The following is a 15,659-nucleotide window of genomic DNA, read 5'->3' as shown; positions in this document are numbered from 1 at the left end:
GGCGACGGGCGCTCTCGGTGCGCTTCACCGGCGATGACATCCGCTGGCATCCGCGGCTCTACGCGCCAACCGACCCCAACGCGCCCAAGCTCAGGGCCGGCGACCCCATCGACGGCGAGCGGTATCCGATCGTCTGGGCGGTCTCAGGCTAAGCCATTGTTCTTTAATCGGATTTTTCTATGAAGCGGACCCAACCGGCGGACCGCAGATGCTCCTGCGGCTGGAACCGCGCCTTGTAGGCCATCTTCGGCGAGCCCTCGACCCAGTAGCCGAGATAGAGATAGGGCAGGGCGAATTTCCGCGCCCGCTCGATATGGTCGAGGATCATGTAGGTGCCGAGGCTGCGGTCGGCGGCGCCCGGATCGTAAAAGCTGTAGACCATCGACAAACCGTCGGCGAGGATGTCGACCAGCGAAACCGCGACCAGCGGGCCGGCGGACTTGGCGCCCGAGCCGCGGCCTGCGCCCTCGCCGGCACGATATTCGACGATGCGCGTCTCGACCGAACTGTCCTCGACCATCATGGTGTAGTCGAGCACGCTCATATCGGCCATGCCGCCTTCCGCGTGGCGGATGTCGAGATAGTCGCGGAACAGCGCATATTGCTCGCTGGTCGGCTCGGCGGACCGCAGGCTCGAGACGATGTCGGCGTTGCGCCGCCGGGTGCGGCGGAAGGAGCGGTTGAGCCTGAACTCGTCGACCAGTACGCGCACCGAGACGCAGGCGTCGCATTTCTCGCAGGCCGGCCGGTAGGCGATGTTCTGGCTGCGCCGGAAGCCGCACTGGGTCAGCGCGTCGTTCAGCATGCCGGCGCGCTGCCCGACAAGATGCGTGAATACCTTGCGCTCCAGCTTGCCGTCGAGATACGGGCAAAGCGCCGGCGCGGTGAGATAGAATTGCGGCAGGTCGCGGCTATGCTTCATCGCTCGTCCAAGTTCGTCTCTTGCTCGGTTCCTCGAGCCACGGCGTTCGCCGGGTCAGGCCTCATCGCTCCCGCACACCCCCCACCCCTTCTTGAGGGGAGAGGGTCGATTAAACGAAATGGCGAACAATCTAGCTTAAGCCATAATACCACGGCGCGAATACAGAAAATGCAATCCAGATGAGTATGACCAGCGGGGTTCCGGCGCGCAGGAAATCGCCGAAGCGGTAATGCCCCGGCCCCATGACCAGGAGATTGGTCTGATAGCCGATGGGCGAGGCGAAGGAGCAGTTGGCGGCGAAGATGACGGCGATGACGAAGGGCAACGGTTCGGCCCCGACCTCGGCGGCGGCGCTGGCGGCGATCGGCGTGAACAGCACCGCGGTGGCGTTGTTGGACAACAGGTTGGTCAGCACCGCCACCAGGGCGAAGATGGCCGACAGCAGCACCGCCGACGAGGCGTTGCCGAGCGCGTCGACCACTCCATGGGCCAGGAACATCGCCCCGCCGGTCGCGTCCAGCGGCAGCGCCATGGCGAGCGAGGCGGCGATCAGGAGATAGATCTGGCGGTCGAAGGCGCGCGCGGCCTGGCGGACGTTGAGGCAGCCCGTGGCGACCATGGCGAAGGCGCCGGTCAGCGCCGCGATGACGATCGGTACCAGGCCGATCGCCGCCGCCAAGACGACGGCGGCAAAAATGACGAGCGCCCGACTGGCGCGCTCGGTCATCGGCAGCTCGGCGGCGGACCGTTCGAGCAGCAACAGGTCGCGGCTCAGCCGCAGGCGGCTGACCTGCTGCGACAAGCCAAGCGTCAGGATCACGTCGCCGGACTCGAGCCTGATGTCTGAAAGCCGCATGCGAATCATCCGGCTACGGCGCTGGATGCCGAGCACGATGCAGCCGGTCTCCGCGTGCAGGCCGGACTGCTCGACGGTGCGGCCGATCATGCGCGAACCCGGCGCGATCACCGCCTCGGCGAGCATCAGCTGGTCCCCGCCGTCGCGCTGGCCGGCCGGCTCCGCCTCGCTCTCGCCCGGCACGGCGGCGAGAATGTTGTCGGGCGCCTTCAGCGCCTCGGCCAGGACCTGGCGGGTCGCCGCCACGATGACCACGTCGCCGGGCCTCAGCGTGACGTCCTCGAACGGCGGCAGGAAGGCGTGCTCGCCGCGCTGGACAAGACGCACCGTCATGTTCTTGAGGCTCGGGAACATGCCGCTGACCGACTGGGTGCCGACCAGAGGGTGCTCGAAGCTGACCTCGATCTGGGCGATGAACTGCTTGCCGCCGCCGTCGGCGACTTCTTCGGCCATGGTGGCGCGAGGGGCGAGCAGGCGCGGCATGACGAACAGCACATAGACGAGACCGATCGCCGCCATCACCACGCCCGGGACGGTAATATCGAAAAAGCCGAGCCGCGGCAGCCCGGCGCTCACGGCCACGTCGGCGACCAGCAGGTTGGTCGACGAGCCGATCAGCGTCGTCATGCCGCCGAGAATGGCGACGAAGGAGAGCGGCATCAGCACCTTGCTCGGCGACATGCGCAGCCGCCCAGCGATGGCGCCGAGGATCGGCAGGAACATGACCACCACCGGCGTATTGTTCATGAAGGCGCTGATGACGGCGGCGACCACCAGCACCAGCGGCGGCACCAGGCCGGCGTGGCGTCCGGCAAGATGGGTGATCGTCCGCGTCGGCGCCTCGAGCGCGCCGGTCTGGAACAGGCCCTGGCCGATGACGAGCAGCGCCAGGATGGCGATCAGCGCCGGATTGGCGAAGCCGGCGAGCAGGCGCTCGGGCGCGAGAAGATTGCCGCCGTCCGGCCCGGCGACCGGAAAGAAATGAAAGAAGATCAGAAATGTCAAGATGATGCCTGCACAGGTGACCTCAAGGCGGACGCGCTCGCTGACCAGCAGCCCCACCGCCACCGCGATCACCGCGAAGGTGAACCACATCTGCAATGCCGGAAGATGCATCCGACTTTCCCTGTTTACCCGGCGGCATCATGCAGGCGACGCGGAGCGTTTCCAAGTGGAAGCTTGGCGGCGGCGCCGACTCCGGGCCTCGGCGCAGGTCATCGCCATAATGATGGACTTCCGTATGTCCCCGTGAGTGCTTCGGGGGTTACACGATCAGTGGGACCGCTCCCCGTGGGCGCTGTCGGATCCTGACCAAGCCCCCGCACGGGAGAAGATGCCCCTGAGTCTAAGGGCGCTCGAAAGGGCGGGGACAACTTCTCGGGCAAAAACGTTCCGCTGGTTAACGGGAGGTCGAAAATGGACGCGGGGCCGTCTGGCGCTAACGCTTGTTGATGACCACCGTGCCGATGAGGAAATCGTGCAGCAGGCGGCGGCGGTCGTTGAACAGGCCGACGAGCAGGATGAACGGCGTCAGGACGGAAATGCTGACCCAGAACACCACCGCGTGCACCACCGCGAGGACGAAATACATCGGCGCGCCGTACCAGGTGCGCATCTCGACGCCCACCATGCGCATGCCGATGGTCGCCGAACCGGGCCCGCCGAGGGTAAGCCCGGTATAGCCCAGCGCGACGACGGGAAAGACGAGACCGAGCAACAGCCAGGCCAGGCCGAAGGTGAGGACGCCGAGTACCGCCAGAACCAGCCAGCCGACAAAGGTCATGCTGAGAATGATGACCGCGTCGAGGAGGAAGGCGATGAACCGCTGCCCGAGCACGCCGTCGAAAAGCTCAGGCTGCTTATCCGGGAAATAGGCGTGCGGGCGCAGCCCGTCGCCGCTTTCGAATACATCCCTGTCCGACATCGCCGCGTCTCCCACCGCCGATCGTCTTGCCTATGGCAAAATGGGCGCATCGCGCGGCCGGCGCAACCCGGATGGAAGGGCTCAGCGGCTGCCGGGATCCGCGGTCCCGGGCGCGTCGAGCACGCTCACCGCGAAGCTCTCTTCCTGCAGGGCGGCGATGATCCGCTCCGTGTGGGCCGAATCGCGCACCTCGATGGTCACGTCGAGGCGGGTGCCCTGGGCTGGCACGTCGAGGAACAGGCGGTGATGGGAGACCTCGAGGATGTTGGCGCCGAGTGCGCCGATGCGGGTGGCGATCTGGCCGAGCCTGCCGGGCCGGTCGGGCACGGTGACGCGCAAGGAGACGATGCGGCCCTCGCGCTGCAATTCGCGCACCATAATGGAGGCGAGGATGCGCGGGTCGATATTGCCGCCGGCGAGAATCAAGCCGACCTTGCGGCCCTCGAAGCGCTCGGGCGCGGCGATGAGCGCCGCGAGCCCGGCCGCTCCCGCGCCCTCGGCCATGGTCTTCTGCAGCGTCAGGAAGGCGTTGACGGCGCGCTCCAGCTCGACTTCCGAGACCAGAACGATGTCGTCGACGAGCGCGCGCGCGATTTCAAGCGGCAGCGCGCCGACTCTGGCGACCGCGATGCCCTCGGCGAGCGTCTGGCCGCCGCAGCGCGCCTCGTCTCCCTTGAGCGCCGCCGCCATCGACGGGTAGAGGGCCGCCTCGACGCCGATGACCGTAATACCGGGCTTCAGCCCCTTGGCGGCGACCGCGTTGCCGGCGATGAGACCGCCGCCGCCGACCGGCACCACCAGACAGTCGAGGTCGGGCCGGTCGGCGAGCATCTCCAGTGCAATGGTGCCCTGGCCGGCGATGATGTGGGGATCGTCGTAAGGGTGGACGAAGACAAGGCCTTCTTTCCGTTGCAGGCGCTCCGCCTCGCCTTGCGCGTCGGCCAGCGTCTCGCCGATGAGCACCACCCGGGCGCCATGCCGCTCGGTGTTCTCGATCTTCACGAAGGGAGTCGGCCTGGGCATGACGATGGTCGCCGGGATGCCGAGGCGGGCCGCGTGATAGGCGACCGCCTGGGCGTGGTTGCCGGCCGACATGGCGATGACGCCGCGGGCGCGCTCTTGCGGCGTAAGATGGTGCAGACGGACGAGCGCGCCGCGCTCCTTGAAGGCGTTGGTGACCTGCAAATTTTCGTATTTGACGAAGATCTCGGCGCCGGTGAGGGCGGAGAGCTTTGGCGCCGCGATCAGCGGCGTGCGCATCACCTGGCCGTCGATCAGCTCGGCGGCGGCCTTGATGTCGGCGAGCGTGATCATGGTTAGAGCCGGGAACCGCTCTACGATTTCAGGCGGCGGGCCGCTGCCGGCGCGAAATAGGTGAGGACGCCGTCGCAGCCGGCGCGCTTGAAGGCGATCAGGCTTTCCAGCATGGCGCGGTCGCCGTCGAGCCAGTCATTCTGCGCCGCCGCCTGGATCATCGAATATTCGCCGGAGACCTGATAGGCGAAGGTCGGCGCCCCGAAGGTGTCCTTCACTCGCCGGCAGATGTCGAGATAGGGCAGGCCCGGCTTGACCATGACCATGTCGGCGCCCTCGGCAAGGTCGAGCGCCACTTCGCGCAGCGCCTCGTCGCCGTTGGCCGGGTCCATCTGGTAGGTCCGCTTGTCGCCCTTGAGCGCCGCCTTGGAGCCGACCGCGTCGCGGAACGGCCCGTAGAAGGCCGACGCGTACTTGGCGGCATAGGCCATGATCTGCGTATCCTTGTGGCCGGCCGCGTCGAGGGCAGCGCGAATCGCGCCTATTCGCCCGTCCATCATGTCGGACGGCGCGATGATGTCGCATCCGGCCTGCGTCAGAATGAGCGCCTGGCGGCACAGCACCTCGACCGTCTCGTCGTTGAGGATGGTCTCGCCCTCGATCAGCCCGTCATGGCCGTGATCGGTGTAGGGGTCGAGCGCCACGTCGGTCATGATTCCGATCTCGGGCACCGCCTGCTTGATGGCGCGCACCGCCCGGCACACCAGATTGTCGGCATTGAGCGCTTCGGAGCCGCCGGCGTCCTTCAGCTTCGGGTCGGTATGGGGGAAGGGGGCGATGCACGGTATGCCGAGAAAGGCCGCCTCTTCCGCCGCCCGCACCGCCTCGTCGACCGAAAGCCGCTCGACCCCGGGCATGGAGGGGACGGGCTCGCGGCGTTTCTCGCCGTCGATGAGGAAGATCGGCCAGATCAGGTCGTCGACGGATAAAACGCCCTCGCGCACCAGCCGCCGCGACCAGTCGGCGCGGCGGTTGCGGCGCATCCGCAGCGCCGGAAAACGTCCCAGAACCTGACCTTTCATCGCTGCCTCGAAAGCCGTGGGCATGCCACGGGAACCTAAACCAGCGGGCAGCGCGATGCCAGTGCGCTCGTGCCGCCGACGGCCGGCTTTTGACCCGTTCCTTTAAGGTAGAATTAATCCTGCTATTTAAGAGGATTTTAGCCTGCTTCTTATAGTGTTGCCCGAAACAATCAATGGGGCAATGACCCCACACAGGCTGAGGCGTAATAAATGAATACCGCGACAAAGACTGTTGCGTTCAAGGCGGCAGAACATCCCGGAAGCATCGAGCCTCAGTATCTTGAGGCCCTGACGCTGATCGAGCGGCTTCACCGGCGTCTACTTGACATCATCAAGGACGAGTTCGACCGGCACGGCCGCTCCGACGTCAACGCAGTGCAGGCATTGCTGCTCTACAATATCGGGGGGTCCGAGCTTTCCGCCGGCGAGTTGCGCTCGCGCGGCTATTATCTCGGCTCGAACGTCTCCTACAATCTGAAGAAGCTGGTCGAGGCGGGCTATATCCACCATGAGCGCTGCGACAACGACCGCCGCTCGGTGCGGGTCCGGCTGACCGACAAGGGCCGCGGCGTGCACGACCTGCTCTCGGCGCTGTACAAGCGCCACCTGCAGTCGATCGAGCAGGTGGGCGGCATCGCCGCCGCCGATCTGGAGCAGGTCAACAAGACGTTGCACCACCTGGAACGCTTCTGGACCGACCAGATCCTGTACCGGCTGTAAAAGACTTCCATCCCGTCAAATACGCCCATCCGGTCCGGAAAAGGCCCCAATCCGGCCCAGAACCGCCATTACGCTGCCGCAGGCGGTGTTTTTTTGTTAACCGCGCCGCCCAAATCGTTTAAACGCATAGATGAAGATGAGCGTTTCAGCGGACGATAATAGGGCGTCATGGCGTTTTCAGTCGGCAGCAATGGCACTGTTCACCCGGCGGTGGACCGTGCGCGGGGGTGGTTCACGCCAGCCCTTTCGGCGGTTTTCCTTGCCGCCTTCATCACCGTGCTCTCTTCGGCGGCCGGTCTCGGCGCGGAGGAGAAGAACCGCACCGGCGGCGAGCGCGTCGACGCGCTGGTCGAGCATGGCGCGACCGAGGTAGAGCCCGAACTCGACGCCAATTTCAACCCGCGCGATCTCGGCGCGCCGGCGGTCGAGCGCGCGATTCTGTCGAACGCCACCATCCCGGCCATGCTGTGGGCGATCGAACGCTATGCGGCGATCATCTCCAAGGGCGGATGGCAGACGATTCCCGACGGACCGATGCTGCGCGTCGGCTCGCGCGGCGACCGCGTCGTGCTGTTGCGCCGACGGTTGGCGATAACCGGGGATCTGAAGCAGCAGACCGGCGACCCGACGACCTTCGATTCCCTCGTCGAGCACGCCGTGCGCCGGTTCCAGTTCCGCCATGGCCTGCGTCCCGACGGTGCCGTGCGCGGCGAAACGCTCGATGCGCTCAACGTGCCGGCCTTCGAGCGGCTGCGCCAGCTGCGCACCAACATCGTGCGCATCAACACCTTCTTGAAGGATTTGCCGCCCAGCTACCTCATGGTCAACATTCCCGCCGCCGAGATCGAAGCGGTCGAGGAAGGGCTCGTGGCCTCGCGCCACACCGCCATCGTCGGCAAGCCGGAACGCGAGACGCCGGTCCTGATCAGCAAGATCCGGGAGCTGAACTTCAACCCCTATTGGCACGTGCCGGAAAGCATCGTCGCCCGCGACATCATTCCGCAGATGCAGAAGGACCCGGGCTATCTTGAGCGCTATATTATCCGCGTCTACACCCAGAAGGGCGACGAGGTCGACCCGCGGTCAATCAACTGGTTCACTCTCGATCCGAAGAAATATCTGTTCCGCCAGGACCCGGGCGAGGACATCAACTCGCTCGGTGCGGTGAAGCTGAATTTCGCCAACGAGTACGCCGTGTTCCTCCACGACACGCCGCAGAAGAACCTGTTTTCCGAGAATTTCCGTTACTTTTCCTCCGGTTGCGTGCGGGTCCAGAACGTCGAGCAGCTGCTCCTGTGGCTGCTGCGGGACAATGACGATTTTTATTGGTCGCGCAGGGAGATCGATTCGCTGATCGGCTCCGGCGAGCGCGTCGACGTCGAGTTGACGGCGCCGAAGCCCCTCTACATCGTCTATATCACCGCCTGGGCGAACCCCGACGGCCTGGTTCAGTTCCGCAACGACATCTATCAGCGCGATGTGCCGGGAGAGACGGCGACCGCGGTGCAGGACTTTTCCAACGCGAATTGACCCACGGGCCGCGCTGGGCCGCCGCAGTTGGCAGCCCGCAGTTGGCCGACTCAGTTGGCCGCCGCGGCGAGCTGTGATAATCAGCCGGTTAACATTGACCCGCCGGTGATTTTCGTTGCCGCAAAGCAAGGGCCTGCCGTCCATGTCCATGGCCGATACGAGCGCCGCCGGCGCGCGCGCTCCGGGATTCTTTTCAGACGATGTCTCCGCCACCGATCCGGAGCTCGCCGATGCGCTGGCCAAGGAACTTAACCGGCAGCAGACCGAGATCGAGCTGATCGCGTCCGAAAACATCGTCTCGCGCGCCGTGCTCGAGGCGCAGGGCTCGGTGCTCACCAACAAATATGCCGAGGGCTATCCGGGCCGGCGCTATTATGGCGGTTGCGAATTCGTCGACATCGCCGAGACGCTGGCCATCGAGCGCGTCAAAAAGCTGTTCGGCTGCGGCTTTGCCAACGTCCAGGTGCATTCCGGCTCCCAGGCCAACCAGGGCGTCATGATGGCGCTGTCGGCGCCCGGCGAGACGGTCTTGGGCATGAGCCTTGCGGCCGGCGGCCATCTGACCCACGGCGCGCGGCCCAACCAGTCCGGCAAGTGGTTCCACGCGGTGCAATATGGCGTGCGCCGGCAGGACGCGCGGATCGACTTCGACGAGGTCGAGGCGATGGCCCGCGAGCACAAGCCGCGCATCATCATCGCCGGCGGCTCGGCCTATCCGCGGCGCATCGATTTCGCCCGCTTCCGCGAGATCGCCGACGAGGTCGGCGCCTATCTAATGGTCGACATGGCGCATTTCGCGGGGCTCGTCGCCGGCGGCGCGCATCCGAGCCCGTTTCCCCACGCCCACGTGGTCACCTCGACCACCCACAAGACGCTGCGCGGGCCCCGCGGCGGGCTCATCCTCACCAATGACGAGGACATCGCCAAGAAGGTCAATTCGGCGATCTTCCCGGGCCTCCAGGGCGGCCCGCTGATGCACGTCATCGCCGCCAAGGCGGTCGCCTTCCACGAGGCGCTGCAGCCGCAATTCAAGCGCTACGCCAAGGCCGTGGTCGAGAACGCGAAGACGCTCGCCGGCACCATCGCGGCGGGCGGTTTCGACATCGTCTCCGGCGGCACCGACACCCATCTGCTGCTGGTCGATCTGCGCCCCAAGGGGCTGAAAGGCAACGCGGCGGAAGACGCGCTGGGGCGCGCCAACATCACCTGCAACAAGAACGGCGTGCCGTTCGACCCCGAAAAGCCCACCGTCACGTCGGGCGTTCGCCTCGGCTCGCCGGTCGGCACGACCCGCGGCTTCGGCCCGGCCGAGTTCCGCCAAATCGGCGAGATGATCGTCGAGGTGCTCGAAGGGCTGGCGAAAAACGGGCCGGAGGGTAACGGCAAGGTCGAGAGCGCGGTGCGCGGCCGGGCGCTCGATCTGTGCGCGCGTTTCCCCATTTACTGAGCCATAATAGCGGCCGATTCTGCGGAGACGATGATGCGCTGCCCCTATTGCGGCTCCAACGAGACCCAGGTCAAGGATTCACGCTCCAGCGAGGACGGCGCCGCCATCCGCAGGCGCCGCCTGTGCTCCGACTGCGGCGGCCGCTTCACCACCTTCGAGCGGGTGCAGCTGCGCGAGCTGACGGTGGTGAAGAAGAACGGCCGGCGCGTGCCCTTCGACCGCGACAAGCTGATGCGCTCGCTGCAGATCGCGCTGCGCAAGCGCGACGTGGAGCCGGAGCGCATCGAACGCATGGTCAGCGGCATCGTCCGCCGGCTGGAGAATATGGGCGAAAGCGAGCTGCCGTCTTCGGCCATCGGGCACCTGGTCATGGAAGCGCTGAAGACGCTCGACGACGTGGCCTATGTGCGCTTCGCCTCGGTCTACAAGAATTTCCGCGAGGCCAAGGATTTCGAGGCGTTGCTGGGCGAATTGACCGGGGCCGAGCCGCCGGCCGGCAAGGGCGGCGACAATGATGACGATCTGTGACCGCCGGGTCGTTTCGCCATGACGAGTCCCGCCGAAGACGCCCGCCTGATGGCGGCGGCCCTGCGCCTCGGCCGGCGCGGGCTCGGCCGCACCCGGCCGAACCCCGCCGTCGGCTGCCTGATCGTGCGCGCGGGCGCTGAGGGGCCCGAAATCGTTGGGCGCGGCTGGACCAGGCCCGGCGGCAGGCCGCACGCCGAGGCCGAGGCCCTTAAGGAGGCCGGCGCCGCGGCCCGCGGCGCGACGCTTTATGTGACGCTCGAGCCCTGCGCCCATGACGGAAAGAAGCCGCCCTGCGCCGAGGCGATTGTCGCCGCCGGCCTCGCCCGCGTGGTGAGCGCGCTTGAGGACCCCGACCCGCGCACGGCCGGCAAGGGCCATGCCCGCCTCGGGGCGGCCGGGATCGCGGTCGCCGAAGGCGTGCTCGAGGCGGAGGGGCGGGAGGCTCATATCGGCCATGTCCTGCGGGTCACCGAGGGCCGGCCCTTCGTGCAGCTCAAGCTTGCCCATTCGCGCGGCGGCTTTATTTCCGGGCCGGGGCGCAAGCACGTGCGCATCACCGGCGAGGCGGCGCAGGGCTGGGTGCACCGCATGCGGGCGGAGGCCGACGCGATCCTCGTCGGCTCCGGCACGGTCGCCGCCGACGACCCGCGGCTCACCTGCCGGCTGCCGGGAGCGGAACACCGTTCGCCCATCCGGGTCGTGCTCGATACGACGCTGACAATCTCGCCCACCGCCAAGCTCATCGCCACCGCGCGGGAGGTGCCGACCTGGGTGATCTGCACCGAACAGGCGGCAGCGGAGCGGAGAAAGGCGCTGGAACGGGCCGGCGCCGAAATCATCACCGTTTCCGCCGACCCGGAAAGCCGGGTTCCGCTCAAACCCGCGCTGAAAGCGCTCGCCGAGCGGGGCATCACCCGGGTCCTCGCCGAGGGCGGGGCGCGGGTCGCGGCCGGACTCGTCGGCGCCGACCTTGCCGACGAGATCGTGCTGATCGAGGGCGCCCGACCCGTCGCCCGTGGCGGCCTTTTGGCCTTTCTCGACGCCGGGCCGGAACTGCCGCGGACGATGCCCGGATTCATCCTTGCAGACGAGTTCGCCCTGGGCGAAGACCTGCTGCGGAGATACGCAAGGCAGGAGTGAGGCGCATGTTCACCGGAATCGTCAGCGATGTCGGCGTGGTCGAGGGCATCAAGGCGCGTTCGGGCGGCGACAAGCGCTTCCGGATCGCCTGCGGCTACTTGCCGGCGAGCCTTGAGGTCGGCTGCTCGATCGCCTGCGCCGGCGCCTGCCTGACGGTCGTCGCCTTTACGACCGCCGGGAAGGGGGCGGCCTTCGACGTCGAGGTGTCGAACGAAACCCTGCAGATGACCACGCTCGGCGGATGGGCCAAGGGCACGCGGGTCAATCTGGAGCGGGCGCTGGCGATGGGGGAAGAGCTTGGCGGCCATCTGATGACCGGCCATGTCGACGGCATCGCCGAGATCGTCGGCCGCCGCCCGGACGGCGATTCGGAGCGCTACCTGTTCCGTGCTCCCCATCGTCTGGCGCGCTATATTGCCGGCAAGGGGTCGGTGGCGCTCGACGGCACCTCGCTCACCGTCAACGAGGTGGAGGGCGACAGCTTCGGCGTCAATCTGATCCCGCATACGCTTAACGTCACCACCTGGGGGGAGCGCCGGGAAGGAGACAGCGTCAATCTGGAGATCGACCTCATCGCCCGCTACGTGGCGCGGCTGATGGCGTTCGAGACCTGAGATCCGGCCGGCCTGGACGAGAGATGGCGAAAAGGGCACCAAGACTGCTGATCATCGAGGCGCGCTTCTACGAGGTCATCGCCGACGAGCTGGCGCGCGGCGCCATCGCGGCGCTCGAGGCGGCGGGCGCGAAATTCGAGCGCGTCGCGGTGCCCGGGGTGCTGGAGACGCCGGCGGCGCTCGCCTGCGCGGTCGAGGCCGGCCGCCATGACGGCTATGTCATGCTCGGCTGCGTCATCCGCGGCGAGACGGGCCATTACGACATCGTCGCGGTGCAGTCGGCGCGCGCGATCATGGATCTTGCGGTCAAACATCGGCTGGCGCTCGGCAACGGCATTCTGACGGTGGAGAACCGGGATCAGGCCTGGGTCCGGGCGCGCGTCAGCAAGGGCGACAAGGGGGGCATGGCGGCGCGCGCGGCGCTGGCCATGATCGAGGTCAAGGCTAAGCTGGAGAAGGCAAAGTGACCGGTCGGCCGAGACCTGCGCGCGGCGAACGCGCAAAGGCCCGGTCCCTGGCCCGCCTTGGCGCCATCCAGGCGCTCTATCAGATGGACCTCGCCGAAACCGACTTGGCCGACATCTGCGCCGAGTTCGAGGCCCATCGGCTGGGCCGCGACGCCGACGGCAAGGAGATCGGACCGGCCGATGCCGCCTTCTTCCGCGACCTCGTCGCCGGCGTGGTGCGCGAGCAGCGCAAGCTCGACCCGGACATCGACCGGCACCTCGCCGAGGGCTGGCGGCTGACGCGCATCGATTCAACCCTGCGCGCGATCCTGCGCGCCGGCGCCTATGAGCTCGGCTTTCGCCGCGACGTGCCGGTGCGCGTGGTGCTCGACCAGTATGTCGAGCTGGCGCACGCCTTCTTCGACGGCGAGGAGCCGGGCGTCGTCAACGGCGTGCTCGACGCCATCGCCAGGCGTGTGCGGGCCGACGAGTTCGCGGCATGAAGCGCAAAGGGCAGGGGACGGCGCGCCCCGGCGAGAGCGAGATCATCGCCCGCTATTTCGCCCCGCTCGCCGCCGCCCCCGGCGCCCGCGGCCTCATCGACGACGCCGCCTCGCTCGGTGTGCCCGCCGGCCGCGAGCTGGTGCTGACCGTCGATGCCATCATCGCCGGCGTGCATATGCCGGCGGACGAGGCGCCCGGCGCCGTCGCCCGCAAGGCGCTGAGGGTCAATCTCTCCGACCTTGCCGCCAAGGGGGCGGAACCGATCGGCTATCTCATCGTGCTGGCGCTTCCCGACGATTGGACGCCGGCCTGGCTGACGGATTTCTCGGCCGCGCTTGCCGCCGATCAGGCGGCTTTCGGGCTCAGCCTCTATGGCGGCGACACGGTGCGCACGCCGGGGCCGCTGACGGTCTCGATTACCGCCTTCGGCCACGTTGCCAAGGGGCGGATGGTCGAGCGCGGCGCGGCCAGGCCCGGCGACTGCGTCTTCGTTTCCGGCTCGATGGGCGATGCGGCGCTGGGACTTGCCCTGCGCCGGGAGCCGCGGGCCGCCCGCCGCTGGGGGCTTACGCAGGAAGAGGTGGAATTTCTGCTCGACCGCTATCAATGCCCGCGCCCGCGCCTCGAGCTTCGCGCAGCGCTTGCCGCAGGCGCCTCGGCGGCGATGGACGTCTCCGACGGCCTCGTCGGCGATCTGGAGAAAATGTGCCGCGCAGCAGGCCTTGCCGCGCATATCGAAAGCGGCCGGGTGCCGCTTTCCGAGCCCGCGCGCAAGGCCGTCGCGGCCGCGCCGCAGCTTTTGGCGAGGATCCTCACCGGTGGCGACGATTACGAGATTTTGGCCGCCGTTTCGGAGCCGAAACGATCAATCTTTGCGGAAAACGCCGCCCGGACCGGCATTCCGATCACCGAAATCGGCAGCTTTGCATCAGGCGCGCCGGGCGTTTCCGTCACCGGCCCTGACGGCAGGCCCATGTCCTTCGCGCGCAGCTCCTATGCGCATTTTTGATTGGCCTTCGCGCGGGCAAAGCTGTTCATTGGCCGCGTTTCCCGGCGAGGCGGAGTCGCCCCCTCACCCAGCTTCGGTTAAGGCTCGTGCAGGGCACTCGCCAATCCTTCGCATCCCTCTCCCCCTCGCGGGGGCGAGGGGAGAAAGGGAAGGAGCCTGCCGCTTGTCCACCTCTCCCCCGGTGGGAGAGAGCCTGCCCCCGACCCGATTGGGGGTCGGATCGCGAAGCGATCCGAGCGAGGGGGTAAAGCAGCTTGCGCCGAATACGGAGCGAACGGGAGAGAGCAAAGAGCCATGTCGGTAGCCATCGAGACAACGGACCGCCGGATCGTCGACGACGCCACCGCGAAACGCAATGCGCGCATTCTCTCCGTCGGCCAGGCGCTCGGCGGCTCGGGCTCCGTCGTCATCATCTCGACCGGCGGCATCATCGGCCACATGCTCGCCGCCGACAAGTCGCTCGCCACCCTGCCGGTCAGCTGCTACATCCTCGGCACGGCGCTGGCGACCTTGCCGGCGAACCTGTTGATGCGCCGCACCGGCCGGCGCGCCGGCTATATGATCGGCGCCGGCAGCGGCGCCGTCGCGGCGCTGATCGCTGCCGCCGGCATCTTCTACGGCAATTTCTGGCTGTTTTCCCTGGGCGCGCTGCTGATGGGCATCTATTGGGCCTTCATCCAGAGCTACCGCTTCGCCGCCGCCGACACGGCGAGCGACCTGTTCAAGGCCAAGGCCATCTCCTGGGTGCTGGTCGGCGGCGTCGCGGCCGCGATCATCGGGCCGCAGACGGTGATCTGGACCAAGGATCTCGTCCAGCCCTTCCTGTTCCTCGGCACGTTCCTGGCGGTCGCCGGCCTCGCCCTCGTCGGCGTGGCGCTGATGAGCCGGATCGACATTCCCAAGCCCCCGCCGCCCATGGCCGGCGACGGCGGCCGGCCGCTTTCCGCCATCGTGGCGCAGCGGCGCTTCATCGTCGCCGCCGGCTGCGGCGCCGTCAGCTACGCCATCATGAGCCTGGTGATGACGGCGACGCCCGTGGCCATGGTCGGCTGCGGGCTTTCCACCGAATCGGCCGCCCTCGGCATCCAGTGGCATGTGATGGCGATGTTCGTTCCGAGCTTCTTCACCGGCAATCTGATCGCCCGCTTCGGCAAGGAGAAGGTGGTCGCCGCCGGTCTGATGATTCTGGCGCTGGCGGCGACCGTCGCGCTCATGGGCCTTTCGGTATGGAACTTCTGGGCGGCGCTGGTTCTGCTCGGCTTGGGGTGGAATTTCGGCTTCATCGGCGCCACCGCCATGCTCACCGACTGCCACTTGGCCGCAGAGCGCAACAAGGTCCAGGGGATGAACGACTTTCTCGTCTTCGGCCTCAACGCGGCGGCCTCCTTCTCCTCCGGCGTGCTGCTCAACGTGGCCGGCTGGAACGCGGTCAATTTCATCGTGTTCCCCGCCATCGTCCTGTGTCTGGCCGCCCTGGTGTGGCTCGCCGGCACCCGGAAGAGGCCGGTTTCCGCGTAGTTCGGCAGCGACGATTCGCGCATCGCATTGTGTTGCCTTGCGGCGACAATTTTGGCATGGTCCGCGCGGCCTGGGAGGGCGGGGGCCAGGTCCGGAATTTCAATCACGGCCTCAATCAAGCAGCAACTCGGCACACAACAATCTGCCACAGGGCAACCTGGCACA

General features: G+C 67.3%; 15 protein-coding genes. 10 read left to right on the top strand and 5 right to left on the bottom strand.

Going from position 1 to position 15,659, the window contains the following annotated elements; genetic code table 11:
• Nucleotides 1–163 precede the first annotated feature (163 nt).
• From Q8P46_07400 to hemB, 5 genes are all read right to left on the bottom strand, one after another.
• Complete coding sequence (locus Q8P46_07400; GenBank protein ID MDP2619990.1) at nt 164–922, bottom strand: arginyltransferase; 759 nt, start codon at nt 920–922, stop codon at nt 164–166.
• A 130-nt stretch (nt 923–1,052) separates the two neighbouring features.
• Nucleotides 1,053–2,894, bottom strand: a complete 1,842-nt coding sequence (locus tag Q8P46_07395; GenBank protein MDP2619989.1) for an SLC13 family permease — start codon at nt 2,892–2,894, stop codon at nt 1,053–1,055.
• 322 nt (nt 2,895–3,216) lie between these two features.
• On the bottom strand, nt 3,217–3,702 hold the full coding sequence (locus Q8P46_07390) for an RDD family protein (GenBank protein MDP2619988.1): 486 nt from the start codon (nt 3,700–3,702) through the stop codon (nt 3,217–3,219).
• Between the two features lie 81 nt (nt 3,703–3,783).
• Nucleotides 3,784–5,016 carry a threonine ammonia-lyase gene (locus Q8P46_07385; protein MDP2619987.1) on the bottom strand — a complete coding sequence of 411 codons (1,233 nt, stop codon included), beginning with the start codon at nt 5,014–5,016 and terminating at the stop codon, nt 3,784–3,786.
• Between the two features lie 20 nt (nt 5,017–5,036).
• Nucleotides 5,037–6,038: a porphobilinogen synthase gene (hemB, locus tag Q8P46_07380; GenBank protein ID MDP2619986.1), complete on the bottom strand. Its 1,002-nt coding sequence runs from the start codon at nt 6,036–6,038 to the stop codon at nt 5,037–5,039.
• 210 nt (nt 6,039–6,248) lie between these two features.
• Between hemB and Q8P46_07375 the strand changes: the two genes are divergently transcribed.
• The 10 genes from Q8P46_07375 to Q8P46_07330 all read left to right on the top strand — a co-directional run bounded on the left by Q8P46_07375 (nt 6,249) and on the right by Q8P46_07330 (nt 15,494).
• Nucleotides 6,249–6,758, top strand: coding sequence for a winged helix DNA-binding protein (locus Q8P46_07375; protein ID MDP2619985.1), 510 nt, complete (start codon nt 6,249–6,251; stop codon nt 6,756–6,758).
• Between the two features lie 168 nt (nt 6,759–6,926).
• Nucleotides 6,927–8,288, top strand: coding sequence for a L,D-transpeptidase family protein (locus Q8P46_07370; GenBank protein MDP2619984.1), 1,362 nt, complete (start codon nt 6,927–6,929; stop codon nt 8,286–8,288).
• 148 nt (nt 8,289–8,436) lie between these two features.
• Nucleotides 8,437–9,735: a serine hydroxymethyltransferase gene (glyA, locus tag Q8P46_07365; protein ID MDP2619983.1), complete on the top strand. Its 1,299-nt coding sequence runs from the start codon at nt 8,437–8,439 to the stop codon at nt 9,733–9,735.
• A gap of 33 nt (nt 9,736–9,768) precedes the next feature.
• Nucleotides 9,769–10,263, top strand: coding sequence for a transcriptional regulator NrdR (gene nrdR, locus Q8P46_07360; GenBank protein MDP2619982.1), 495 nt, complete (start codon nt 9,769–9,771; stop codon nt 10,261–10,263).
• Nucleotides 10,264–10,281: 18 nt separating this feature from the next.
• The gene (gene ribD / locus Q8P46_07355; protein MDP2619981.1) at nt 10,282–11,403 is read left to right on the top strand and encodes a bifunctional diaminohydroxyphosphoribosylaminopyrimidine deaminase/5-amino-6-(5-phosphoribosylamino)uracil reductase RibD; all 1,122 of its coding nucleotides are present in this window, start codon (nt 10,282–10,284) and stop codon (nt 11,401–11,403) included.
• Nucleotides 11,404–11,408: 5 nt separating this feature from the next.
• Complete coding sequence (locus Q8P46_07350; GenBank protein MDP2619980.1) at nt 11,409–12,017, top strand: riboflavin synthase; 609 nt, start codon at nt 11,409–11,411, stop codon at nt 12,015–12,017.
• A 23-nt stretch (nt 12,018–12,040) separates the two neighbouring features.
• Nucleotides 12,041–12,484 (top strand): 6,7-dimethyl-8-ribityllumazine synthase, encoded by a 444-nt coding sequence (gene ribH, locus Q8P46_07345; GenBank protein ID MDP2619979.1) that lies wholly within the window; start codon nt 12,041–12,043, stop codon nt 12,482–12,484.
• Entirely contained in the window at nt 12,481–12,966 is a 486-nt protein-coding gene (gene nusB, locus Q8P46_07340) for a transcription antitermination factor NusB (GenBank protein MDP2619978.1), read from the top strand. The genes ribH and nusB overlap by 4 nt, the downstream gene beginning before the upstream one ends.
• A complete protein-coding gene (gene thiL, locus Q8P46_07335; GenBank protein MDP2619977.1) occupies nt 12,963–13,976 on the top strand; it encodes a thiamine-phosphate kinase in 1,014 nt (337 codons plus the stop codon). Before nusB ends, thiL begins: the two co-directional genes overlap by 4 nt.
• A 294-nt stretch (nt 13,977–14,270) precedes the next feature.
• On the top strand, nt 14,271–15,494 hold the full coding sequence (locus Q8P46_07330; protein MDP2619976.1) for an MFS transporter: 1,224 nt from the start codon (nt 14,271–14,273) through the stop codon (nt 15,492–15,494).
• Nucleotides 15,495–15,659: the final 165 nt, after the last annotated feature.

The organism is Hyphomicrobiales bacterium (genome assembly GCA_030688605.1).
Classification (GTDB): domain Bacteria; phylum Pseudomonadota; class Alphaproteobacteria; order Rhizobiales; family NORP267; genus JAUYJB01.
This window is presented reverse-complemented; position numbering and strand designations above follow the sequence as displayed.